Below are 26,382 nucleotides of genomic sequence, written 5' to 3' on the forward strand. Positions count from 1 at the left end.
TCAATATATAAAAGTCCAGAACAATTATGTCTGGACTTTTTTTTTATGCCAATCTGTCATAAAAATTCTATTGGCGTAATTGTTGAAAATATCAAACCTAAAGAGTGAAATATAATTTTAAAACAGCTCGTGTAAAATCTAAATCTAAACAATTTGATAAGATTCAATCTCAATTGTTAATTTATAGAGAATGAATTGCTTGGATTTTCATTTTCTTCTATTAAAAATGATTAAAATTTTATACATTTGCACTCCAAATTTAAGGTAGATGAATATTACTAAAAATACAACAGACAAATTAAACGCAGTATTAACTGTAACTGTTGACAAGGCAGATTATCAAGACAAAGTAGTTGACGTATTAAACCAATACAGAAAAACAGCTAACATCAAAGGTTTCCGTAAAGGACAAGTTCCAATGAGTTTTGTAAAAAAACAATACGAACAAGCAGTTGTTTTTGATACAGTTAACGAAATCTTACAAAAAAGTGTTTCTGACTACATCAACACAGAAAAATTATCAATCTTAGGAAATCCAGTTCCTGTAATGAAAGAAGTTGATTGGAATGCTGATCAATTATCATTTGATTTCGAATTAGGATTAGCTCCAGAATTTGATGTTGATTTATCTAAAGTAGAAGTTGAAAGCTACAAAGTAAAAGTTGCTGACGAAGAAGTGCAAAAATATGTTGACAACTTCGCTGCTCGTTTCGGATCATTAAAATCTTTAGCTGAAGCTGAAGCTGAAGCTGTATTGAAAGTAGAAGCTGCTGTAGAAGGACAAGAAGCTAAACCAACTTTTATCCGTTTAGAAGAATTAAAAGACGCTTCTGCATTTATCGGTAAAAAAGCTGGTGATGTTGTAGAAGTAAACTCTAACGATATTTTTGATACTGCGGAAGAAGCTGCACAACAATTAAACACAGAAGTTTCTGAAGAAGGAACTAACGTTACTTATACAATCAAAGAGATTAACAAAGCTGAGAAAGCAGAAGTTAACCAAGAATTATTTGATAAAGTTTATGGAGAAGGAGCTGTAGATTCAGAAGAAGCTTTCCGTAACAAAATCAAAGAAGAGTCAGAAAACATGTACAACAAAGAGTCTGACAAACAAATTATCAATGACGTTGTAGCTAAATTATTAGACACTGTTTCTTTTGATTTACCAACAGAATTTTTAACGAAATGGTTAATCACTTCTAACGAAAATGTAACTTCAGAAGAGCAAGCAAAAGAAGAATTGGTAAAAATGGACAAAGGTTTACGCTACCAATTAATCGAAGCTAAAATTGCAGAGGTTAACAATGTAGAAGTAAATGCTGAAGAAGTAAAAGAAGCTGCATTTGCCGCAATCAAAGATCAATTAAAAATGTACGGTCAAACTTCTATTCCAGAAGAAACATTACAACAAATTGCAATGTCTGCTTTACAGAATCAAGAAGAATACAACCGTTTATCATACCAAGTGTTTACAGACAAAATGTTAGACATCTTCAAAAACAATGTAAAATTGAACGAGAAAGAAGTAACATTTGATGAGTTTGTTGACATTATTACTGAAAAAAATAAAGAATTAGCAGAAGCTTAATCACTTCTAAAAAATTCTTTATACCTTTCATTTAAAATCTAAATTTAATAATGAAAAACGTAGGAGAAGAATTTAAAAAATATGCGTTGTTAGACAAAGGAATTAGCTCTTTACATATGGAGAGTTATATCCAAAATACAACACCTTACATCGTTGAAGAAAGAAAATTAAACGTTGCACAAATGGATGTTTTCTCTCGTTTAATGATGGATAGAATCATCTTTTTAGGAACAGGAATTGATGATCAAATTGCGAATATTATTCAAGCGCAATTGTTGTTCTTAGAAAGTGTAGATGCTACAAAAGACATTCAAATTTATGTTAACTCACCAGGTGGTGGTGTTTATGCTGGATTGGGAATTTACGATACTATGCAGTTAGTAAAGCCTGACGTTGCTACAATTTGTACGGGTATGGCAGCTTCTATGGGAGCAGTTTTATTATGTGCAGGTGCAGAAGGAAAACGTTCGGCTCTTAAACATTCTCGTGTGATGATTCACCAACCTTTAGGAGGAGCTCAAGGACAAGCGACTGATATGGAAATTACATTGAAAGAAATCTTGAAATTGAAAAAAGAATTATATGATATTCTTGCTACTCACTCTGGACAAACTTTCGAGCAAATCGAAAAAGATGGAGAACGTGATTACTGGATGACTTCACAAGAAGCAAAAGAATACGGAATGATTGACGAAGTTTTATTACCTCGAAAATAATTTCAAATTCAAAAAATTATAACGAAAAAGGATACTTATTAATAAGTATCCTTTTTTATTTACAAATACTTAAAATTCTATAAAACAATGAAAAATATTATAAAAACAATAAATATAAAAAGCAGACAAAAATATCCATTTTAGACCTTTTTAGAACATTAATAAATTAACAAAGAAATATTTTCTATCTAAAAGAAAATAAATACCTTTGCTCCTTAATTAAGTATAAAAAATTGGAAGAAAATAAGTGCTCTTTTTGCGGAAAAAGCAGAAACGAAGTAAATATTTTAGTGTCTGGAATCGACGGTAATATTTGTGATAACTGTATTGAGCAAGCTCATGGTATAGTTTTAGAAGAATCGAAATTTAATGGAAATAACGATTTGATAAAACCTTTAACTTTAAAATCACCTAAGGAAATAAAAGAGTTTTTGGATGATTATGTTATTGGTCAAGATCAGGCAAAAAAAATATTGTCTGTTGCGGTATACAATCACTATAAACGAATTTTATTAGATAAAGATAATGATGTTGAGATTGACAAATCGAACGTTATTTTAGTTGGAGAAACAGGAAGTGGAAAAACATTATTAGCAAAAACAATTGCTAAATTATTAAATGTTCCATTTGCAATTGTAGACGCAACTGTACTTACTGAAGCTGGATATGTAGGAGAAGATGTAGAAAGTATTTTAACTCGTTTATTACAATCTGCCGATTACAATGTAGAACTTGCTGAAAAAGGTATTGTTTTTATCGATGAAATGGATAAAATTGCACGTAAAAGTGATAATCCATCTATTACAAGAGACGTTTCTGGAGAAGGTGTACAACAAGCCTTGCTTAAAATTTTAGAAGGAACAGTTGTAAACGTACCACCAAAAGGAGGTCGTAAACATCCAGATCAAAAATTTATAGAAGTTAATACAAAAGATATTTTATTTATTGCGGGAGGTGCTTTTTCTGGTATTGAAAAACATATCGCAGATCGTTTGAAGAAACACGTAATTGGTTTCAAGAACGAAGATCACAAAGAAATAGAAAATCTTTTGGATGAAGTAAATGCACAAGATTTGAAAAATTTTGGTATCATTCCAGAATTAATTGGACGATTACCAATTATTACGTATCTTAAAGCATTAGATAAAGAAGCTATGAGAGCTATTTTGACAGAACCAAAAAACTCTCTAATGAAACAATATACAAAGCTTTTTGCCCTTGATGGAAAAGAGCTTGTAGTGACGGACGAAACCCTAAATAAAATTGTAGACCGTGCCAATGAATTGGGTTTAGGAGCTCGAGGTTTACGAGCAGTTACGGAAGAAATCTTTACAGATTTAATGTATGATATTAAAGATTTACCAGAAAAAGTTATAATATAATCAATTGTATAGTAACTTTTTAATAAAAGTTTTTATATTTGTAATGAAATTATTTTTTAATTTTATTAATGACCAACCAAAAATAACATAATTTATGAAAAAGAATCTACTTGCTCTAATTGCACTAAGTGCAATGTATAGTGCTTCTGCACAAACTGCATATATAAAAGACAAAGCTGTTGTTGCTGTAAAACCAAATACATTAATGTATATGGGTAGTGGTTTAGAACTGGCCTCTTCTGTTCCTAATACAGTTATTAACGAAGGGAATATACAGATACAAGGTTATTTTAATAACACTATTATTAATCCCACAACTGGAGATGAGTTTATAAACCAATGGAAACAAAATGATGATTATGGACAAGTAATCATCAATGGAAATAATAATACTACTCTAGGTAAATTGACAATGGAAAAGAAGTCTGTAAGTGCAGCTTCTATCCAACAATATCCAATGTCAATTCCTTACCAAGGAAATGTTGAGACTATTAGCAATTCATTCTTAGGAACTAATTTCAGAGGTAACTGTCTATTAAATCAACCTTGTAGTCAACGAGGATGGATGACATTGTACATATGGAATAATAATAAAATTGTAAATGACGCAGTTGTAACTGGAAGTAAGTTAGTACCAGGTAGTTATTATTTATTAAATATTATTCCTAATACAGGATTAAATACTTTTTTTGACGGAACTAAAAAGGTTACATATAGAGGTATTCCTGCACCAGAAAATGTTAGTTTCAATAATTTAACAACTGTTATACCGAACTCAAATTCAACAACGTTCCCAACTTTACCATATTCTGACTGGAGATCATTAAAAAACCAATATAATGAGCTTTATTATACTTATTTAGGTAAAAACGAAGGAGATCTTTCATCAAAAACTTTTGGTAAAAATATGTTCAGATTTGGAAATCCATATACATCTAATATAGATTTATCTATTGTACGTGATTGGTTAACATTTAACTCTGGATCTTCAACAAGTAATTTTGAATTAATTAAACTAGCTCCAGGTTATACTCATAGTTGGAATAATACAAATGGATCTTCAGACAATGCTACTAATGGTACTCAATATCTTAAAGCTACTTACACTAACACTGTTTGGGCAGGAAGTGCTGAAGCAGTAATTGTTAGACCATTTGAAATGTTTAGAGTAAAATTTAATCCAACTGATGATAAATTAGTTAATATAAATGTTAATTTAGGTAATAACATAAAAACATTTAACCAAAGTGCATCAGCTAAAGGAGGAAGTTTAAATAAATCTGTTAACGAATTTTATCAATTAGAAATTGCTTTAGTAGATACAAACAATAATATTTTATCTGAATTAGCATATCTATCTACAAGTAATGAATTTGAAACAGGAGCTAATATTAATCCTGGATATGGAGTTAAAATGTCTTTATTTGAAGAGGATACTAATGGAGACATTATCTACAATGCCGAAACTTTAGTTAATACATTTAAAACAGATTATACAGCTAAACCATTACATTTAAATTTATATGATCTTGAAAATGGAAAAGAAGTTAGTTTAAAATTTAATCTAAAAGAAAATAATATTTTTGAAGAAAATATTCCAAATTATACTGATGGAAATTCATTCTTCATCTATGATAAATTAAAAGATACTTATACTAAAATAGACGAGACTACAAAAGTAAGCTTTAATTATGACGAAAATTTATCTGACAGATTTACTTTTTATTGGAAAAGTATTCCTGAGAAATTAGGAACTGACAATTTAAATAAATCTCAATCAACTATTGTTTATAAATATGATGCTAATTCATATAAAGTACGACTTGATAAGTCTAAAAGTATAGCAGACTTAGAAGTATATAATTTAACAGGAAGTAAAATTGCATCTCAATCAAAAGTAAATACACAAACTGATAGTAATTTAACATTTCCAGCAAAAGGAATGTATATTATTAAAGTAATTTATAATGATGGAACTACAAAAAGTTTAAAAGTTTTAGTTGATTAACCTAACCTAACAATAAATATTATGAACATAATAAAATTATTTATAGTTACTACTCTTCTTACTTCTAATTTATCTTTTGCTAATGATGCGAATGCTGGATACGATGTAAATAATACAAATGCTGCTCCACCAATACCTCTTGCTAGAGATGAAAATGATGGTCTAGGAGGAAATCCAACTCCTATAGATGATTATTTACCTCTTTTAGTCATTACTGCTATAAGTATTGCAGGTATAGTTTCTTATAAACAAAGACAACTTATTAAAAAATAAATTCATACTTTTAAACCTCAATCAAATGATTGAGGTTTTTTTATATATCAAATAAACTATGAAGAATAAATTTATAATTCCTCTTGTTGTTTTAGGAAGCTCTGTTTTTGGGCAATTTAATGTTTCTGGACAATTAGAAAATTACGCAAATAAACCTGTTTTAGTAAAAATTTATGATAATGCTGAATTAAAATTAATCAACAATACCAAAACAGATAATAATGGAAATTTCTCAGCTAAAATTCCTTCTAAATATAATGGTTTTGTACGTATCGATTTACCAACTGGAGAAAATTTATCTTTGTTAACAGACAATAAAGATTTGAAGTTTAAAACAGTTACAGGTCAAGAAATGAATGCTAAACTTCAAATCATTGAAGGAAGTTCTCAGCTTGAATACAATAAAGTTTTAGCTCTTCAGCCATTAAATGAAATTCAAAACCAAGTTTTTCCATATTTAATGCAGATGTATAAGCCAACCGATGAGTTTTACACGGCTATGGTAAAAGAAGACAAGCGAATTAATGAATTAAAACGAAACGAAAAATTCTCTGATTTAGTTACTTATATCAATGGATTGAGTGATATAAGACAAAAAGCTCAAAACAATAAAGATGCTTCAACCATCGAAGCTATTGTTAATCATTTAGCAAACGATGATCAACGTTTGGAACAATCTGGAATGTTTAATGACTTAATTTTTGCTTATATCAATAATAAATTAGCTACTGCTGGAAATCAAAATATTGAAGAAAATTTAATTACTGCAACTGATGAAATTTTAGCTAAAACAAATATTGAAACAACAAGAGGACAGAATGTCTTAACTGCTATTTTAAACTTTGTTCCCGAAAAAGAGTATGCAAATTTTCACAAAAAATATAGTGATAAAGTAAATAGTTTAAAAGGAAAAGTAACAGATCAATTAAAGAAAAAAGTTGGTGTTAGTTTAACTCAAGTTGGTCGTCAAGTTCCAAATATTACGTTTGAAAAAACTTTAAATGGCAAAAAGTCATTATATGATATAAAAGCGAATCAAAAATTAATTGTATTTTGGGCTTCATGGTGTCCGGCATGTCAACAAGAAATACCATTAATTAAAGAGTATTACAAAGACTTTAAAGCCAAAGGTGGGGAAATTGTTGCTATATCTTTAGATTATGATCAAAAAGCATTTGACAACGCTACAAAAGATTTAAATTGGTACAATTACACTGATCTTTTAAGATGGGATTCTCCAATCGCTGCTGAATACGGAATTGAGTCAACTCCTACTCTATTATTAGTAGATAAAGACAATAAATTAATCAAAAGAGTCAATCATATTTCCGAATTAGGTGTATCGAAATAATCATAAAAATAAAAAAGCTACATTTTATAAAATGTAGCTTTTTTTATGTATCTATTTTTAAATAAATCCTTGACTATTTTTGTAATGAATGATTAAGAAAATTCCAATCAAAATAGTGAACCCCCACAACGAACTACCTCCATAACTAAAGAATGGTAACGGAATTCCAACTGTAGGAAAAAGACCAATAACCATTGAAATATTAATGAAGAAGTGGAAAAATAAAATTGAGGCTACAGCATATCCATAAAAACGAGCAAATCTATTTTTTTGATGTTCGGCTAAGAAAAATAATCGTCCGACAAAAATTGCATATACAATTACCAATGCTGTACTTCCTATGAAGCCCCACTCCTCTCCAACTGCTGTAAAAATGTAATCGGTTTGTTGTTCTGGTACAAATCGTCCTTTCTTAATTGTTCCTTGATTATATCCTTTTCCATACAATTCTCCAGATCCGATTGCCGTTTTTGCATACAATAAATTATATCCAGAAGTATCTCGGTATTTCGCTTCTCCTTCGTACAATACCATTACACGTTCTTTTTGATGTTTTGGTAATTTTTCGAAAATAATTGGCGAAATAAAACTGACTGTACTCGCAAATAATAATAAAACGATTGAAACTATAATACTAAAATTTAGCACATTTGCGGCTAAACCATTTTGTGTTTTGAAAGGTGAATTATTTATCTCTTTTTGTTCTGTTAATTTTAAAATTAATATTGGAATAATTGAGATAACAAAACCTATTAATCCAAAGAAAACGGTATTAAAAAAGATTGGTTCGGAGAAAAATAATGAACGCATTGGAAAAAGATGTCCAAAAGATTCTCTCGTTGTTTCTGATAAATCTTCTACTAAATAACAGATTGCAATTAACAATATAAAGTAAATTGATAAACCTATCAAAATACCATGCATCGCATCAATTACATTTTGATTGTAGTTAAATGCTAAGATTATTAAAGCTATTGAAAGAACTATAAAACCTACAATCAATAGTACGTAAAATGGTATTTGTACAATAGAGATTAAAAAGATAATCAATAAAATAATAGGTGCAATAATAATCCAAGGATTAAGTCCTTCGCGGTATAATGCTATACTTAAAGAGCAGAAAATAATTACCGAACCTAGATCGGGTTGTAATAAAATTAGTACAACGGGAACTGCAATTACAAGTAAAATTTTACCTATAAAGCTGATATCTTTTAGATTAGCATTAGAATGATTGATAAAATTGGCTATCAATAAAGCTGTTCCAATTTTTGCAAACTCTGCAGGTTGCAAACTCAATGGACCAAAACGATACCAAGCTTTTGCTCCATTAATTTCTTTTCCCACAATCAAAACGCCAACCAAGAGGACTAATGAAACTATATAAAAAACGGGACTATAAATCTCGAAAAAATTACGATTGTTTCCACTCGCTATAATCAAGGCTAAAATCATCACCATTCCAAGTCCAAACCAAATCAGCTGTTTTACGCCTAAATCTGGATTGACACTATAAACGTTCATAATTCCGAAGGTTACTATGAGAAACCCAAGGATCAAAACTGTCCAATCAATTCCTTTTAGTAATCTGCTTTGACTCATTTTTTAATTTTGCTGAATCTTTCTTTAATAATTTTAAGGTATCTATTTTATTTCCGAAAGAATCCTTTTTAACGGGTTCTATATATAATCCTTTTCTTTTTAAATAATCTATCCATTGACGACGATATTCTCCTTGTAGATTACCATTTTTCATACGCTCTAATAACGGCTTACGTTTTATAGTATCTGTAAGGTATAATTCTGCAACTAAACTTGTCATCGGACCAGCCCAAGTGGCTCCGTAGTGTCCGTTTTCTACAATTGCAGCAATTGCAATTTTAGGCTTATCAGCTGGAGCAAAAAGAATAAACAAAGAGTGATCTTGACCTTGTGAATTCTGTGCAGTTCCCGTTTTCCCATATTGTACAAAAGCAGCTGTCTCAAAACTACGGGCAGTTCCTATGGTAAATACATTACGCATTCCACGGTGAATAATATCAAAATATTTCGGATCAACCAATGTTTTTTTCTTTACCATATATGTTGAATCTGTCAATGGCTTTCCATCAATACTGTGTACAATATGTGGTGTATAGAAAAAACCTTTATTTGCTATAGCGGCAGTATAATTCGCCATTTGCAAAGGTGTTGTATTGATATCTCCTTGTCCCATTCCGTTGAAAATAATACGATAAGGATTCCAAACTCCTTCCCCAAAGCGATTATCATAAAATTCAGAAGTAGGAATAAGCCCTTTACTACCCACAGGTAAATCTGTTCCCATGAATTTTCCTAAGCCAAAACTATTCATAATAGCTGCCCATTGATTCATCCCAACACTATAATCGTTTGGATCTTTTTTAACAATATCTCGATAAGCTTCAGAGAAATAATTATTACATGATTTTCCAATCGCATGCTCTAAACCTTGTGGTGCATAATACATTCCACAATGACAACCAATATGCATACGCCCATAACGATAACCATGTTTACAAACATAGGTCGTTTGTTCTGTCATCGTTCCCATTTGCATTCCAGCCAAAGCTGTCATTACTTTAAAAGTAGAACCTGGTGGATATGCTCCTTGTAACGCTCTGTCATATGTAGGACGAGAAATAGAATCGTTAATTAAAGCATTTCTCAATTTAGAATTCAAATAATCATTTGGATTAATTGTAGGTGCTGAGGCTAATGCTAAAATCTCCCCATTTGAAGGATCAATCGCGACAATTGCTCCTCGCTTATTTTTTAACATTTGTTCAGCTAATTCTTGCAATCGAAAATCTATAGTTAAATTAACTGTTTTACCACTTTTTACTGGTCGATCATAATCTCCATTTTTATATGGACCAACAACATTCATTGTTCTATCTACAATCCAGTTCTTTACTCCTTTTATACCTCGTAAATCTTTCTCATACGATTTTTCTACACCTGCAATACCAACCAAATCACCTGGTTGATAATAGGTAGAATCACTTTTAATATAAGACTGATTTGCTTCGTTTATATAACCTAATATATTTCCTGCAGAGGCAACCATATATTTACGCTCAGGACGTTTGATAATGCTAAATGCAGGATACAAGTACAATTGCTCTTGCATTCGAGCAAAATTTTCTCGAGAAATATTTTTCAGAAATGGATAAGGCGATAATTTTTTATAATCTTTTGCAGAAGTAATTTTTCCTAAAATAGAATCAAATTGTTTTGTCGAAATACCGACCATTTTAGAAAACTTCGATTTATCAAAATCATTTATAACTTCTCCATCTTTGTCCACAACTTTAGCTGGAATAACATCTAATTCGTATGAATAGGTATTACTTACTAATAATTTTCCGTTACGATCAAGAATATCACCACGATTTGGATAGACAATCTCTTGTTTGATTGATGTATTAAACGCATTCAACGTATAACGATCTGTAAATAATTGCAAATACGCCAAACGCCCTATAAATAGAAAAACTATAAATAGGATTAACGCATAAACAACCATCAACTTTTTCATACTCCAACTTTATTTTTAAATAAAATTTTATAAATGAAGACAAACACAAAAGTTATTCCTGAATTAATCAATGCTTTTAACATTAATGGACCAATTCCTGATGGTTTAAAATTTTCTAGGAGTAATAAAATAATATGATGAGCAAGGATTAAAATAATTAAATAGAATAACCATTGTGCAAAACTAAACGAATTGAACGAGAAAAATTCCATTTCATAATCTTGTTTACCTGCTAACAACTTAATAATTGGACTGCGTAAAAAAGCTACAAGCGTTAATGCAAATGCATGTATTCCTCCAGTATATTCAAAAATATCAATCATTAATCCTAACATAAAAGATAGAATTAACAAAGCATATTTGTTTTGATAAGGTGGATAAAACAATACAAAAACAATATAGATATACGGTTGATAGCTTCCTAAAAAGTTGATGTGATTGAAGACAAAAACTTGTAGTAAAGCTAAAATTATAATCTTGATAATATTGATTAAAAAATCTTTATTGAACATTTTGTCTATTTGTTATTGTATCTGATTTTTCGACTTGTTGAATTTCAACTTTATTAAGGTTCGTCACCACATAAGCTTGTGCTAAATTGGCAAAATCTTGTTTCAATCTTACTTGAACTTTCATTTCTCCAGTTTCGTCAATTCCTTTGCTTACAACTTTACCAATAATAATTCCTTCTGGGAAAACTGGTGATTTACCATCTGTTTCGATGATATCACCTTTTTTGACTTCGATGTATTTCGGAATTTCATATAATTGAACAAAACGAGGATCTTTTCCGTCCCATTTTACTGTTCCAAAATATTGATTTCCTTTGATACGCGCATTAATATTGATGTCTTTGTTTAATAAAGATATTGCACGAGAATAATTTTTTCCAGCAAAAGTCACAATACCAATTACACCATTATTTGTGATAATACCATCACCTTTTTCTATTCCATCGTTTGTCCCTTTATCAATCGTCAAAAGATTTTGCGTTTTGATAATAGAATTATTTACAATTTCTGCCGGAACAAAAGAATACGTTTGATGATAACCTAAAGTATCTGCTTTATAAAACTTTTTAGTTTTCGCATCTTTGATACCTAAATGCACCAATTGCTCACGCAAGAAGGCATTTTCGTCCATCAAATCTTTATTCGTTTGCGGTAATTGAATAAAGTTTGTCACCTTCGCAATTTTATCATCTACATAACCTGTAAAAGACGTACTCGCAGAGGCAAGAATAGTTTCGTGATAAATATTTTTCTTAAAGACAAGAAACAATGCAATTAACTCTAAAAAGACAAAAATTAATAGCATTCCATTTCTTCTAATCGCATTCAGAATATATTGCATTGCTCTTTACTCTTCTATTTCATTAAGAAAGTGAATTTATCAATATTTTTAAGTGCAATACCTGTTCCACGAACAACAGCACGTAAAGGGTCATCAGCCAAGAAAACTGGTAAACCTGTTTTTTTAGAAATACGTTGATCCAAACCTCTCAACATAGCTCCACCACCTGCCATATAAATACCTGTGTTGTAAATATCAGCAGCTAATTCTGGAGGAGTTTGAGATAATGTTTCCATTACACCATCTTCTATACGTAGAATTGATTTGTCTAATGCACGTGCAATTTCACGATAATTTACAGTAATTTCTTTTGGTTTTCCTGTTATTAAATCACGTCCTTGTACTGGCATATCTTCTGGTGCATGCTCTAATTCTTCTACAGCAGCTCCTACTTCTATTTTAACACGCTCGGCAGTTCTTTCTCCGATATATAAATTGTGATGGGTTCTTAAATAATATGCAATATCATTTGTAAAGACATCTCCTGCAATTTTCACAGACTTGTCACAAACAATACCACCTAATGCAACAACGGCAATTTCTGTTGTACCACCACCTATATCAATAATCATGTTACCTTTTGGTTGAGTGATATCTATTCCAACTCCTATTGCAGCAGCCATTGGTTCGTAAATAAGACGAACGTCTTTCGCATTTACGCGTGCACAAGAGTCCTTTACAGCACGTTTTTCAACTTCTGTAATTCCAGAAGGAATACAAATTACCATACGTAATGAAGGGGAAAATAATTTACCTTGAATTCCAGGAATTTTCTTGATGAACTCTGTCAACATGAATTCTGAAGCTTCAAAATCTGCAATTACTCCGTCTTTCAAAGGACGAATTGTTTTTATATCGTCATGCGTTTTTCCTTGCATGTGTTTTGCTTGTTCTCCAACAGCAATAACTTTATTTGTTCTTCTATGTATAGCGACGATAGATGGACTATCTACTACAACCTTATTATTGTGGATAATTAAAGTGTTAGCAGTCCCCAAGTCAATCGCAATTTCTTGCGTGAAAAAATCAAATAATCCCATCGTTGATTATGTCTCAGTATTATTAAAAATGAATGTACAAAAGTATAATAAATTTGGATGATTATAAAAGAGAATTTAATTTTTTAATCATCTAAATATTTTTACTAAAATAGGAAGTTTTTAACGAAAAAAAAGGGTTAATAAAAAATTAACCCTTTTTTATGATTTTTATTGAATTTGAATATCATAAGGTAATCGTAATTGAACACCTTTTTGTTCATTCATCATCTTTATTTCTTTATAAATTCTAATTCCATCCGAACCTAATTCTTTTGCGATTGCAGCTTCTGTATTTTTTCCTTTTAAATTATCCATAAATTCTTCGAAAGAATCTTTACGTTTTGGAAAACTTTCTGTCGAATATTTTTCGATTTTCGCCAATTTCGCTGCTTCTTTTATTGCTGTTTCTAAACTTCCAAAATCATCAACCAAACCAATCTGTTTTGCACGAGTACCAGACCAAACACGTCCTTCACCTATTTTATCCACTTGGTCGTAAGTTAATTTTCTATTAGCAGCAACATGATTTACAAACTTACCATAGATTAATACAATCGATTTTTGCATTGTATTTTTTGCAGTTGGTGATAAAGGCGTTGTCAATGATTTCAACTGATCTGCATTTGCATTCGTTTTTACTTCGTCAAAATCTAATCCAATATTATTGAATAATTTTTGCGCATTTGGTATCATTCCGAAAACTCCAATCGAACCAGTAATTGTATTGGGTTGAGCATAAATTTTGTCAGAAGCTTGTGCGATATAATATCCACCAGATGCCGCAACATCACCAAATGACACTACAATCGGCATTTTCGTTTTTAATTGCATCAACTCATATAAAATTTCTTCAGATGCATTTGCACTTCCTCCAGGAGAATTTACACGTAAAACTAACGCCTTAATTTTATCATTTTCTGCAATATTACGAATTGCATCAACATAGGTTTTGGACTGAATTCCGTCAAAACCATCTCCTTCTGTAATTGTTCCAGAAGCATAAAGGACTGCAATTTTATCTTTTTCTGATTTTTCTGATAAAGTTTCAAAATAATCTTCAACCTTTATTGTATGTTTCTTTAAAACCTCGAAAATCGTTTTTGATTTTTCTTCTTTTAAACCAAGCTTTTCAAATAACATTTTTTGATAATCATTTTCTTGCGCGATGATATCATATATTTTATTCTCCTTTCCAACTTCAGGAATAAATGCATATAAACTATCTGTTACAAGATTAAACTTCTCAGGAGATATTTTTCGAGATTTTGAAACAGAACCAGCAACATTTCCCCAAACATCATTCAATAATTCTGATAATTGTAAACGATTTTCATCAGACATATTCGTTCTCATATAAGGCTCTACAGCGCTTTTGAATTGTCCGTGACGAATCACTTGAAAGTCTACACCATATTTATCACCTGCATTTTTATAAAACATAATGTTTGAACTTAATCCCTGTAAAAGAGTTCCTCCTAAAGGGTTTTGATAAATTTTATCTGCAACACTGCTTATATAATATGATAATTGGCTTCCTGAATTTGAATAAGAATAAACAAATTTTCCAGATTTTTTAAAATCTTCTAGAGCATTACGAATATCTGTAGCTTGTGTTGCTCCACCAGAAAACTGATCAAGCTTCAAACTAATTCCTTTAATCTTATCATCATTTTTAGCTACTTCTATTGAATGTAGAATATCTTGTAAAAAAACACTTGATTCTTCTGACATATTAAATAATGATACTGAACGATCCATATCACTTTCCATAATTGGATCTTCGAGTGAAATTTCTAAAACAGAACCTTCTTTCACACTTTTGGAAGGTGTAGATAAAGCTGAAACAAATATCAAAACGAAAAGCAGAATGATAAAAACACTAAACGTTAATAGATTTCCTATAATTGTTGAGAATACTCTCCCGAAAAAGTTCTTCATTTTTAAATTATTATTACTTTTGCACTATATGTCGCAAAATAAAGTCATTTTGTTACTAGGAACAAACTTAGGTGACAAAAAAAACAACATAAACTCAGCTAAAGAGTTTATAAACAGAGAGATTGGAGAAATTAAAAAAGAATCAAATATTTTAGAAAACAAAGCAGAAGGCTTTACAACAGAAAATTTATTTCTAAATCAAAAAATCGAAGTATCAACATCTTTGTCTCCTTTCGAAGTTTTACAAAAAGTAAAAGAAATTGAAAAGAAAATGGGAAGAATATATATTCAACCTAAAGGAAATGAACAATATGTTGATCGCTTAATCGATATTGATATCTTATTCTATAATAATCTTTTAGTTGATTCTAATCGATTAAAAATACCACATCCACAAAATTTTGAAAGAGACTTTATTAAAAGTTTATATTTTTTTTAAGATATTAATTATTAATTCATTAGTTTTGTATAATATATTAATTATGCTTTATATTAGTTATAAAAATAATTCTAACCTATGAAAAAACTTTTATCTTTATTAATCTTGGGAGCTGCTGCATGTGTTTCTGCACAGACCAAGTACGATGAAAAACCATTCAACAACAGTAAGAAAGAATTCAATGATTGGTCTGTTTCTGTATTTGCAGGAACTAATGCCATTCAAAATTCAGATTTAGTTTCTTGGATGGGCGGAGGATATTTTACTCCTGGATATGATTTTCAACTTCAAGTTAATAAACAAATTTCGCATGCATTTGGTCTTAGTTTACAATATCAATTAGGTCAAACTAGACAAAAAGGTATGATATACGATAATACTCCCTGGGGAAATGCATATCAGGGCAAAGCTCATGGAAAAACTAAATACCAAGGTGTATCAATTTTAGCTGATATAAATGCTTCAAACTTATTGAGAAGAGTTGATAATAGAACAGAATTTAAATGGGCTATGCATTTATATGGAGGGTTTGGTATCTTAGGATATAAAGCTTATCGTCAACATTATTATGGTTCTGGCAACGATTATGGTCTTGTAACTGATCAAAAATTAGCAGACAAATCTGTATTTGGACAAGTTGGAGCTGGTTTACGTTATAAACTAAGTGACAAACTTGATTTAGAATTACGTGGAATGTATGTAATGTCTGGTGACGAAGAGTTTGATGGCTCTGGAAAACCAGAACCTAAATACTGGACTGCTGCTGATACCGAAGAAGGTCGTGATGATAATATGATCACTTTCTCTTTAGGTTTACATTACAAAATTGGAAAACATAAAGATGCATTACAATGGGTATCTCCTTTAGCTTACAAAGCTCCAGTAGAACAAACTCCATTTGAGTGTATTGATGAAGATCGTGACGGTGTTTGTGATCAATGGGATAAATGTCTTGGTACACCAGAAGGAATTCGTGTAGATGGATCTGGATGTTCTTTAGATTCTGATGGTGATGGTATTCCAGATAGTGAAGATAAATGTCCTACAATCCCTGGTCCTCCAACAAATGGTGGTTGTCCAGAGAAGGTTGTAAGAATTTCTGGCGAAGATGTAGCGACTACGATTAATGCTTATTTAGAAGGTATTGAGTTTGATTATAACTCTGATCGAATTAGAGAGCAATCTTACGAAAAATTAAATCATGCTGCTGAAGTTTTATTAGCAAACCCTGATTTTAAATTCGTAGTTGAAGGTCATACGGATGCTGCTGGTGGTGTTGATTACAACCAAAAATTATCTGAAAGACGCGCTGCTTCTGTTGTTCGTTATTTAGCTAATAAAGGAGTTGACACAACTAAATTATCTTCTGTTGGTAAAGGTAAATCTGACTTAAAATGGGCTGAATGTAACCCTGTTACTAACTGTCCTGCTTGGAAAAACTTAGAAAACAGACGTGTAATCTTCAAAGAAATTAAATAAAATAGTTTCATATAAAAACAAAAAGGTCAGTATTAAACTGACCTTTTTGTTTTTTTCAATTATAATAATAAAGGCTTAGAATTTTACTTTCTAAGCCTTTATTATTACTATTATATTTTAAATTAATCCAATAATACAAGTTGATTTGGATTAGATGAAACTTTATAAAGAAAATACTTTAGCATATTTTTTATTTCATCTGTTTCTTGAATAGGAATTAAAATATTATGAATTTTTTCAAGAGATTTTATTTGATGATGAAATTCATAATAACCATATCCTTTAAATTCTCCATTTTCAACTAAATAAAAAGATTTTTCAATCCCTTTTCTTCCTTTATCTATAATTAAAAAAGTCTCAGAAGGATATTCTGTTGTCCTAATAAAATCTTCAATTCTTTTATTATAATCTTCTCGTGATTCTTTTTTCACGCAAGCACCATTACATTTGTTGACTTTATATTGAAAACAAGGTTCGTCTGATTTCACACCTGCATTTACTTGTTGACAAAGGTAATAATCATTCAAAATCTTTTCTAAAACTTCTTTTGCACGTTCCTTTGTTTTGAATTTTAATACCGGCTCAGCCTTTCTAACTTTGCCAATTTCCAAACGAGAGTACCCTCTTTTTGATTCTAAATAATATAATCCATATGGATATATTTTATTTTCAATCAATTTAAGATTATACATGGGTTGATTATTCAACACTTCATTATTTTCTTTAATGGCTGCTAAAAATCCACTTCCAGTTTCTTCAAATTTTATGGAACGTGTATAACGTTTAAGCTTATTCGCCTTTAAAGTTTTAGATGTAAAAATCTGATTGATAGATCGTGCAATATTATTACTTCTACTAATATAAATCAATTGCTTTCTACTATTATATAAATAAAAAACACCAATTGTATTTGGCAAATTCTCTAATAATTTCTGATATTTTGAATGTGCTTTTTTAGGTTGTTTTAAACCTGTTTTCTTTGTAATAATTTTCTCTGAATCTTTATCCAAAAGCATTTTAAATAAAGAAATAGTAGCTCGAGCATCTCCTGAAGCCCTATGACGATCAGTTACCACAATACCTAAAGATTCGCAAAGCTTACCTAGCGAATAAGAAGGTAAACCTGGAATTAGCTTCTCACTATATTCGAATGTATCAATCCATTCTTTTTCAAAATTGTATCCTAAACGCTCAAACTCTTGTTTCAACATTCGATAATCAAACATTACATTATGTCCAACTAAAATACAATCCTCTGTAATTTCAACAATTCTCTTCGCTACTTCATGAAATTTAGGCGCTGTAAGCACCATTTTATCTGTAATATGAGTTAGTTTTTGCACATATTTATCAATCTTTTTTTCAGGATTAACCAATGATATAAATTGATCGACAATTTCTTTTCCATCATATTTATACACAGCAATCTCTATGATTGACTCTTCTCCTACTTTCCCGCCAGTCGCCTCTATATCTAAAATCGCGTACACTTGCTTATTTTTTTCCTTTTAAAAAATTAGTTAACATTTTCATTCCAAAATCAATCAATTTTCGAGTTGCGGTACGACTTACTTCTCTTACCACAGGATTATCTGTCCAATCTTTTTCTTGCGGAACTCTTTTTGTCGAAGTTGTTTTACTTGTAGACTGTTCACTATTTTTTTGTTGTTCTAATTTTTGTGATAATATTTCGTTTGCTGATTCTCGATTAACGTCAATAGAATATTTATTAACTAAATCAGAATTAGAAACTATTGTATCAATTTCATTCGAAGTCAATACGTCCATTCGTGAATTTGGAGCCCGCATATATGTATATGCTAAAGTCGTTGGAATTCCTTTTTCATCCAAAGCTGTTACAAAAGCTTCCCCAATTCCCAATTGCGTGATTACCTCATCGGCTTTATAATAAGTCGTTGTCGGATAATTTTCAATTGCTTTAGTAATTTCCTTGCGATCTTTTGCTGTAAAACCTCTTAAAGCATGCTGAACTTTAAGCCCTAATTGACTTAAAACGGCATCTGGAACATCGCCAGGAACTTGTGTTACAAAATATAAACCGACTCCTTTTGAACGAATTAACTTCACCATTGTTTCAATTTGATTCAACAAAGCCTTTGTTGCTTCTTTAAAAATCAAATGAGCTTCGTCAATAAAAATAACCAATTTTGGTTTGTCCGCATCTCCAGATTCAGGAAATTGAGAATAAATCTTACTCAATAAACTCAACATAAAAGTTGAAAATAAATTGGGTTGATTCTGAATATCAATCAATCGAATAATATTTACAATTCCTTTTCCATCTTTTGTTTTCAACAGATCTTGTACATCAAAACTCGGTTCTCCAAAAAACTTAGTTGCTCCTTGTTGTTCTAACGCAACAATTTTACGCAAAATAGCTCCTAAAGAAGCTGGCGCAATTGTTCCATAATTCGAATTCAATTCAGCTTTTCCTTCAGCAGAATCTGTCACATATTGCAAAACACGGCGAATATCTTCCAAATCAATCAATGGTAAATTTCGATCTTCACAATATTTAAATATAATTGAAATAATACTTTCTTGCGTTTCATTCAGTTCTAAAATTTTACTGAATAAAATTGGTCCAAAATCTGTTACAGTTGCACGAAGTCTTGCTCCTGGTTCATCAGAAATTGATAAAAATTCTACAGGTGAAGCCTGAGGACTAAAAGGCAAGTTAAGCGCTTCCATTCTTTCTTTTGCATTCGCATCTTCTGCATTTGCTGCTGCCCCAATTCCTGATAAATCTCCTTTGATATCCATCAATAATGTTGGAACACCTTTTAAAGATAGTTGTTCTGCTATAATCTGTAGTGATTTCGTTTTTCCAGTTCCTGTTGCACCTCCAATCAAACCATGTCGATTCATTGTTTTTAAAGCAACAGAAACCTCTGCTTCTTCTACAATTTCTCCATCTAATTTGGCTTTGCCTAAAATTATTTTATCATTTTTATAGGAATATCGACTTTGAATTTCCTGAATAAAGCTTTCTTTCTGGTTCATTTTGATTGATTATTGACTAAATATAGGAAAAATTTATTCTGCAAGTTTATATTTTACAACCACAGGATAATGATCTGAGAATTTTTTACGGATTACATATGCTTCAACTGATTTAAAATCCTTTGAATGAAATAAATAATCAATTCTAATTGGAAATTTAAATCCATGAAAAGTTGTGGCATTACCTTTGCCTACTTCAATATATGAATCGTGAAGATATTTTTTCAACTTTTCATATTCATACGAAACAGGTGTGGAATTAAGATCCGTTCCTAAAATAACTGGATGACGAGACGATTTGATATATGGAATAATTGCCTCCAATTGTTTTTGGTGTTTTTGCATTCCTTTAACCAATTTCAACTCTACTTTTCTACTCGAAATTTCGGCTGTTTGAGAATTATCTGACTGAATAATTTCTTTCACCATCGCTTTATCAATATACATTGGCTCCAAATAAACATTAATTACTCGAATCGTATCCGTTCCCAAATCGATATCCGCATATGCAGCAAGACCATTCAATTCTTCGTTATCTTCTGGTGTTATTTTTTTGGTTTGAATAATTGGATATTTACTATATATCGTCAATAAACCATAAAATTCTGAATAATAATTTTTAAAGTCTTTGTTTTTTAAGCTTTTCTGTTGACCTTCATACGCTTCCTGAAGCAACATAATATCTGCTTTATTATTAATCAAAAGTTCTTTTGTTCCCTCTTCTTTAAAACCATGCGTATTGTAAGTCAAAACTGTTAAATCAGCTTTTTTATCTTCTACTTTATTAAATTGAATAATTGGATAAGATAAATAAATTGGATAAAATAACCCGGCTGAAAGAACCAAAATCAATAAAAAATGACGCCAGCTAAACATTAACCAGTACAACAAAAAAAATACTCCAAATGCAAATAAAATAGGAAAACCAATCGAAATAAAATTGAAATAAGGGATTTCGGTAGGAGTAAAAATTTTATTTAAATAAACACAATAAGCCACCAACAAAAAAACGATATTAATTGTTAGCACTAAACGATTAAAATAATTTAGTTTAAACTTACTGATTATACTCATCTTACCTACCTTCTTTAAATAGAAAGTCTTTTTCTTCTTTAGACAAACTCTCGTATCCTGAACGTGAAATTTTATCTAAAATTATATCTATTTTCTTCTGTTTTTCAACTTTTTGATGATTAAAATCGTAATCATCTTTCGGAACATTTGTTCGACTTGACGTTGAAGAAGTATTTTTATATGTTTTGAACGTTGTTTTTTCTTTCTTTTGAAACAATCCTTCTATTTTAAAAATAAAGTTACCTAAAAAATCATTTCCTTTCTCAAATTGTTTCATATAAAGGTAACCAAAAATAGCTCCTCCTAAGTGCGAAATACTTCCACCTGCATTTTGGCTCGCTATAATATTATACACATCAAATGCAATAAAAACATAACCAACATATAACAACGGAAACGAAGTTGGAATTAACAACAAACGAACTGGCATTTTTGGATTATACGAAATCATTCCAAAAAAAACGGCATAAACAGCTGCTGATGCTCCTACTAAATGTTGATAATTAAACACATTCTGAAACAATAAAAAGAAAATTCCGCCCGCTATTCCACCAAACAAATAGAATGTAATCAAATTTCTGTTTTGAAATTGCTGCAAAAACATTTGTCCAACAAAATACAATAAAACCATATTCATAATCAAATGGAAAAGATTTCCATGTAACCAAGAATATGTTAGGACTTGCCAAGGTCTTACAATCAAATCATCGAAAGATGACAAAGCAAACAAACCAGTTGTTGTAATCGTAGAATTTACTACCGTTCGAAGAACAAAATCAACAATTAACAATGTAAAAAACAGCACAACGTTAACGTAAATTAATTTTGTTGCGCTATTTCCTGATGAATATTTTAATTTTAAATCGTCTAAGATATTATTTGCCATTTCTTAATTCCATCTATATAAATTCTTTTTCCAATGTCTTGTTAACAAGAAACCAATCAATCCACCTCCTAAATGCGCAAAATGTGCTACATTTCCAATATTTTGATATCCCATATAAAACTCAATTAATACCATAATTGGAATAAAATATTTTGCTTTTATAGGAACTGGGAAAAAGATTAGCATCAACTTTTCGTTTGGATATAACACTGCAAATGCCAACAACAAACCATAAATTGCACCTGAAGCCCCAACCATTGGTGTAACATAATTTGTCAAAAGTTCTGATGCAGCTTGATTACTTTGTATAATTGAATTTGTATGATATGCGCCTTGTAAATTTAATTTTGCAGCTTCATAAATCTGACTCAGACCAATTCCTTGTGACTGAATTGTTGTTTTCAATTGTTCTATTTGAAAATAATTCACTGCATTAAAAAGAATAAATCCTCCCAAACCAGCTAATAAATATAATGTGATAAACTTTTTTGGTCCAAAAGTTTGCTCCACTACAGAACCAAACATCCACAACGCAAACATATTAAACAAAATATGCGAAAAATCGGCATGCATAAACATATGCGTCAAAATTTGCCAAAATTTGAAGTTAGGAGATTCTGGATAAAAAGCACCTAAAATCACTCTCAAATCGATTCCTTTCGTATTAAAAACAAAAGTCGCAAGAAAGAACAAACCATTTATTATCAGTAAATTCTTTGTAATTGGTGGTATAGATTGTCTCATTTGGTTATTGTAATGTTTTTTTGATATCACCCGTGTTCATCTGCACAAAAATTGGTCGTCCGTAGGGTGTATAATTTGGATTTGGTAACTTTAGCAATTCTTCGACCAAAGTTTGCATTTGTTCAGCTTTTAATGAAACTCCTTTTTTAACAGCAGCATTTTTCGCTAAAATTTTCGCAAATGTATTTTCTAATTCAATTGATTCTTGGTATTCTAACTCTTCGATAAAATCCATAAAGACAGATACTACATCTTCTTGCTGTACATCTACAGGAATCGCATTAATCTGAATTGCTTCTTCGTCTAATGAAATGTCAAAACCAAAACTCAACAATTGATGTTCTACGTTGATTAATTTCTGACGATCATTTGGCGAAAGCTCCAATTCTATCGGGAAAAGCATTTGTTGTACCAAAGCACTTCCGTTATTTGAATGAATAAATTTTTCGAATAATATTTTTTGATGTGCTCTATGTTGATCTATTATTAACAATTCGCCACGATATTCCACAACCAAATATTGATTCATCCATTGAATTACTTCAAAACTATCATGAAAATCTTCAGATTCAAATAATTGATGCGCATGATTATTTTCAATTTCTAACTCAACAGCATCTTTATAAAAATCCATATTCGCACGAATATCAGATGGTTTTGGAGATCTTGTTTGTTGATGTTCAAATGGATTAAAACTTGAATCTACGGTAATTTCAGGCATTTTAATCTCTGTATCTTCTGTTGCAGAAGGTATAAATGCCCAGTTTGGATCTTGTTCAAAATCCAACGAAGGAATCACATTAAATTGTCCCAAAGCATGTTTTACAGCAGCTCTAAGAATGGTAAATATCAACGCTTCATCTTCAAACTTTATTTCTGTTTTGGTTGGATGAATGTTAATATCAATTTTTGAAGGATCAATTTCTAAATACAAAAAATAAGAAGGACTATAACCTGTAGGCAACAAACTTTCGAAAGCATCTACAATTGCATTATGCAAATATCCACTTCGAATGAAACGATTGTTAACAAAGAAAAACTGTTCTCCACGCGATTTCTTGGCTGCATCTGGTTTCCCTACAAAACCTTTTACTTTTACAATTTCTGTATCTTCTTCAACCGATATAATTTGAGAACTTAATTTCTTTCCAAAAATCTGAGCAATTCGTTGCTTTAAATTCCCTGCTTTCAAATGATAGATTTCAGCATCATTGTGATGCAAAAAGAAACTAATATTTTCATGCGCCATCGAAACACGCTGAAATTCATCTTGAATATGACGAAATTCAACCTGATTTGATTTTAAGAAATTACGGCGAGCAGGTACATTGTAAAAAAGGTTTTTGACAGAAATAGAAGTTCCGACAGGACAAACAACTGGATCTTGATTACGAACCTCTCCGCCCTCTATTATTAATTGTGAGCCTACCTCATCTTCTTCTCTTCGCGTTTTCGTTTCTACTTGTGCTACAGCAGCAATAGAAGCCAAAGCTTCTCCACGAAAACCTTTTGTATGAATATTATAGATATCCTCTGTCTTTCTAATTTTAGAAGTTGCATGACGCTCAAATGCCATTCGAACATCTGTCACACTCATTCCCGAACCATTATCTATTACTTGAATCAAGCTTCTACCAGCATCTTTTACAATAATCTGAATAGAAGTCGCTCCAGAATCCACCGCATTTTCAATCAACTCTTTTATCACCGAAGCTGGTCGTTGCACAACTTCTCCTGCGGCAATTTGATTCGCTACATGATCTGGCAATAATTGGATAATATCGTTCATCTTTTCGTATAAATTGATTTAATATTTGACTATTTTTTTAATCAAACTTTACAAATATACAAACAAATCTCCCTTTTTTACCCATTTCGAAGAAGTGAAACTTATCAACAATTTGATGAATTTAGAGTTCTCAGTTATCAAGAGGAAACTAATAATTTTCTATCATAAAAAAAGGTAGACAAACGCCTACCTCTTTTTAAAAGTTTATTTATGTAATTATTTCTCTTTCAAAACAGTTTTCATTTCTTCAAATTCTTTATCAATTTCTTGATTTGGTTTTTGAGTCAATAACGAAACAACATAAATTGCAATAACCGAAGAAACAAATCCAGGAATCATTTCGTAACAATCTTTATATGCGTGATTTGCATAAACCCAAGTTAACACAACAATTCCTCCTGTTAACATTCCTGCTAAAGCACCTTGCCAAGAAGTTTTTTTCCAGAAAAGTGAAAAAACAATTACTGGTCCAAATGCAGAACCAAATCCAGCCCAAGCATTTCCTACTAAATTTAAAATTGAATCTTTTGGTGTTAAAGACAATAAAACTGCAATAACTGCAACAATTAAAACTGATAAGCGACTTGCTGTTAACAATTGTTTTGGTGTTGCTTTCTTATTTAAAAATGCTTTGTAAATATCTTCTGTTAATGAACTTGATGTTACTAATAATTGTGAAGAAATTGTACTCATTACGGCCGCTAAAATTGCTGATAACAAGAATCCTCCAACTAATGGATGAAATAAAACACGCGAAAAAAAAATGAATATTGTTTCTGCTTCTGTTTTAGAATTGTCGAATGTAAGCATTGTTGTTTGATCATATTTCATCAAATAAGCAATTCCCACTAAACCAACTAACAAAGCTCCTCCAACCGTAAAAATCATCCATGTAATTCCGATATTTCTTGCTTTTGCTAAATCTTTTGGATTTCCAATCGCCATAAAACGAACTAAAATATGCGGCTGTCCACAATACCCAAGTCCCCAAGCCATCAAAGACAAAATACTAATCGTTGTTGTTCCTTTAAATAAATCTAAATATTTATCACCTTTATCATTAATCAAAGAAAAAGTTTCCCCAACTCCTCCAATCTCAGAAATCGCTACAATTGGCACAATAACCAAAGCTAAAACCATGATTGTTCCTTGCACAAAATCAGTTAAACTAACCGCTAAAAATCCTCCTAAAAAAGTATATAAAACCACAACAAAACTTGTCATCCAAAGTCCTGTCATATAATCCATTCCAAAGGCAGATTCAAATAATTTTCCTCCAGAAACCATTCCTGCAGATGTATACAAAGTAAAAAAGACTAAAATTAAAATTGATGAAACGATTCTTAATAATCGTGATTTATCTTTGAAACGATTTTCGAAAAATACGGGTAACGTAATCGAGTTTTGAGCAATTTCTGTGTAAATACGCAGTCGAGGCGCAACAAAAATATAATTTAAAAAACATCCCGTTGTCAATCCAATCGCAATCCATGCACTCGACAATCCAGTGAAATACATTGCTCCAGGAACTCCCATCAACAACCATCCACTCATATCTGCTGCTCCTGCTGAAAGTGCGGTTACCGCTGCTCCCATTTTTCGACCTCCAATTAAGAAATCTTCTGAATTACTTGTTGACTTTCTGTAAGAATAAATTCCAATCCCTATCATCAAAGCCATATACGCACCTATAGAAATATATTCGTAAACGTTCATTATTTATAATTTTTTTTCGAAAA

General features: G+C 30.8%; 21 protein-coding genes. 8 read left to right on the plus strand and 13 right to left on the minus strand.

The features are described 5' to 3' along the window. Window positions 1–268: 268 nt before the first annotated feature. The 6 genes from AC2I98_RS06765 (at window position 269) to AC2I98_RS06790 (ending at window position 7,318) form a co-directional block, all read left to right on the plus strand. Window positions 269–1,588 carry a trigger factor gene (locus tag AC2I98_RS06765; protein WP_486413839.1) on the plus strand — a complete coding sequence of 440 codons (1,320 nt, stop codon included), beginning with the start codon at window positions 269–271 and terminating at the stop codon, window positions 1,586–1,588. A 50-nt stretch (window positions 1,589–1,638) separates the two neighbouring features. Next, window positions 1,639–2,304 (plus strand): ATP-dependent Clp endopeptidase proteolytic subunit ClpP, encoded by a 666-nt coding sequence (clpP, locus tag AC2I98_RS06770; protein ID WP_413532519.1) that lies wholly within the window; start codon window positions 1,639–1,641, stop codon window positions 2,302–2,304. A gap of 233 nt (window positions 2,305–2,537) precedes the next feature. Next, window positions 2,538–3,686 (plus strand): ATP-dependent Clp protease ATP-binding subunit ClpX, encoded by a 1,149-nt coding sequence (clpX, locus tag AC2I98_RS06775; protein WP_486413840.1) that lies wholly within the window; start codon window positions 2,538–2,540, stop codon window positions 3,684–3,686. 94 nt (window positions 3,687–3,780) lie between these two features. Further along, entirely contained in the window at window positions 3,781–5,694 is a 1,914-nt protein-coding gene (locus AC2I98_RS06780) for a T9SS sorting signal type C domain-containing protein (protein ID WP_486413841.1), read from the plus strand. A gap of 21 nt (window positions 5,695–5,715) precedes the next feature. Further along, a complete protein-coding gene (locus tag AC2I98_RS06785) occupies window positions 5,716–5,967 on the plus strand; it encodes a hypothetical protein (protein ID WP_486413842.1) in 252 nt (83 codons plus the stop codon). Window positions 5,968–6,025: 58 nt separating this feature from the next. Next, window positions 6,026–7,318, plus strand: a complete 1,293-nt coding sequence (locus AC2I98_RS06790; RefSeq protein ID WP_486413843.1) for a TlpA family protein disulfide reductase — start codon at window positions 6,026–6,028, stop codon at window positions 7,316–7,318. Window positions 7,319–7,375: 57 nt separating this feature from the next. Here the strand turns inward: AC2I98_RS06790 and rodA are convergent, their stop codons facing one another. The 6 genes from rodA to sppA form a co-directional block, all read right to left on the minus strand. Next, on the minus strand, window positions 7,376–8,920 hold the full coding sequence (gene rodA / locus AC2I98_RS06795) for a rod shape-determining protein RodA (protein ID WP_486413844.1): 1,545 nt from the start codon (window positions 8,918–8,920) through the stop codon (window positions 7,376–7,378). Further along, window positions 8,889–10,877 carry a penicillin-binding protein 2 gene (mrdA, locus tag AC2I98_RS06800; RefSeq protein WP_486413845.1) on the minus strand — a complete coding sequence of 663 codons (1,989 nt, stop codon included), beginning with the start codon at window positions 10,875–10,877 and terminating at the stop codon, window positions 8,889–8,891. Before mrdA ends, rodA begins: the two co-directional genes overlap by 32 nt. Next, window positions 10,874–11,389 (minus strand): rod shape-determining protein MreD, encoded by a 516-nt coding sequence (gene mreD, locus AC2I98_RS06805; protein WP_486413846.1) that lies wholly within the window; start codon window positions 11,387–11,389, stop codon window positions 10,874–10,876. Before mreD ends, mrdA begins: the two co-directional genes overlap by 4 nt. Then, window positions 11,379–12,230: a rod shape-determining protein MreC gene (gene mreC, locus AC2I98_RS06810; protein WP_486413847.1), complete on the minus strand. Its 852-nt coding sequence runs from the start codon at window positions 12,228–12,230 to the stop codon at window positions 11,379–11,381. Before mreC ends, mreD begins: the two co-directional genes overlap by 11 nt. A 14-nt stretch (window positions 12,231–12,244) precedes the next feature. Further along, window positions 12,245–13,270, minus strand: a complete 1,026-nt coding sequence (locus AC2I98_RS06815; protein WP_019975837.1) for a rod shape-determining protein — start codon at window positions 13,268–13,270, stop codon at window positions 12,245–12,247. Between the two features lie 168 nt (window positions 13,271–13,438). Beyond that, window positions 13,439–15,208, minus strand: a complete 1,770-nt coding sequence (gene sppA / locus AC2I98_RS06820; protein ID WP_486413848.1) for a signal peptide peptidase SppA — start codon at window positions 15,206–15,208, stop codon at window positions 13,439–13,441. Between the two features lie 49 nt (window positions 15,209–15,257). On the opposite strand from sppA, the gene folK reads away from it, so the two are divergent. Both folK and AC2I98_RS06830 read left to right on the plus strand, forming a co-directional pair. Continuing rightward, window positions 15,258–15,647, plus strand: coding sequence for a 2-amino-4-hydroxy-6-hydroxymethyldihydropteridine diphosphokinase (gene folK, locus AC2I98_RS06825; protein ID WP_486413849.1), 390 nt, complete (start codon window positions 15,258–15,260; stop codon window positions 15,645–15,647). 78 nt (window positions 15,648–15,725) lie between these two features. Then, entirely contained in the window at window positions 15,726–17,126 is a 1,401-nt protein-coding gene (locus AC2I98_RS06830) for an OmpA family protein (RefSeq protein ID WP_486413850.1), read from the plus strand. A gap of 122 nt (window positions 17,127–17,248) precedes the next feature. Here AC2I98_RS06830 and AC2I98_RS06835 read toward each other — a convergent pair whose 3' ends face one another. The 7 genes from AC2I98_RS06835 to putP all read right to left on the minus strand — a co-directional run bounded on the left by AC2I98_RS06835 (window position 17,249) and on the right by putP (window position 26,359). Next, window positions 17,249–18,616 carry an exonuclease domain-containing protein gene (locus tag AC2I98_RS06835; RefSeq protein WP_486413851.1) on the minus strand — a complete coding sequence of 456 codons (1,368 nt, stop codon included), beginning with the start codon at window positions 18,614–18,616 and terminating at the stop codon, window positions 17,249–17,251. 4 nt (window positions 18,617–18,620) lie between these two features. Beyond that, a complete protein-coding gene (locus tag AC2I98_RS06840) occupies window positions 18,621–20,150 on the minus strand; it encodes a helicase HerA-like domain-containing protein (RefSeq protein ID WP_486413852.1) in 1,530 nt (509 codons plus the stop codon). Window positions 20,151–20,183: 33 nt separating this feature from the next. After that, window positions 20,184–21,224, minus strand: a complete 1,041-nt coding sequence (locus AC2I98_RS06845) for an endonuclease/exonuclease/phosphatase family protein (protein WP_486413853.1) — start codon at window positions 21,222–21,224, stop codon at window positions 20,184–20,186. A 1-nt stretch (window position 21,225) separates the two neighbouring features. Continuing rightward, complete coding sequence (locus AC2I98_RS06850) at window positions 21,226–22,110, minus strand: rhomboid family intramembrane serine protease (protein WP_486413854.1); 885 nt, start codon at window positions 22,108–22,110, stop codon at window positions 21,226–21,228. A 3-nt stretch (window positions 22,111–22,113) separates the two neighbouring features. After that, window positions 22,114–22,854 (minus strand): rhomboid family intramembrane serine protease, encoded by a 741-nt coding sequence (locus tag AC2I98_RS06855; RefSeq protein WP_486413855.1) that lies wholly within the window; start codon window positions 22,852–22,854, stop codon window positions 22,114–22,116. 4 nt (window positions 22,855–22,858) lie between these two features. Then, a complete protein-coding gene (gene mutL / locus AC2I98_RS06860; RefSeq protein WP_486413856.1) occupies window positions 22,859–24,643 on the minus strand; it encodes a DNA mismatch repair endonuclease MutL in 1,785 nt (594 codons plus the stop codon). A gap of 216 nt (window positions 24,644–24,859) precedes the next feature. Further along, window positions 24,860–26,359 (minus strand): sodium/proline symporter PutP, encoded by a 1,500-nt coding sequence (gene putP, locus AC2I98_RS06865; protein WP_486413857.1) that lies wholly within the window; start codon window positions 26,357–26,359, stop codon window positions 24,860–24,862. Window positions 26,360–26,382: the final 23 nt, after the last annotated feature.

The sequence above is a fragment of the Empedobacter sp. EJD.6dd genome (genome assembly GCF_057369435.1).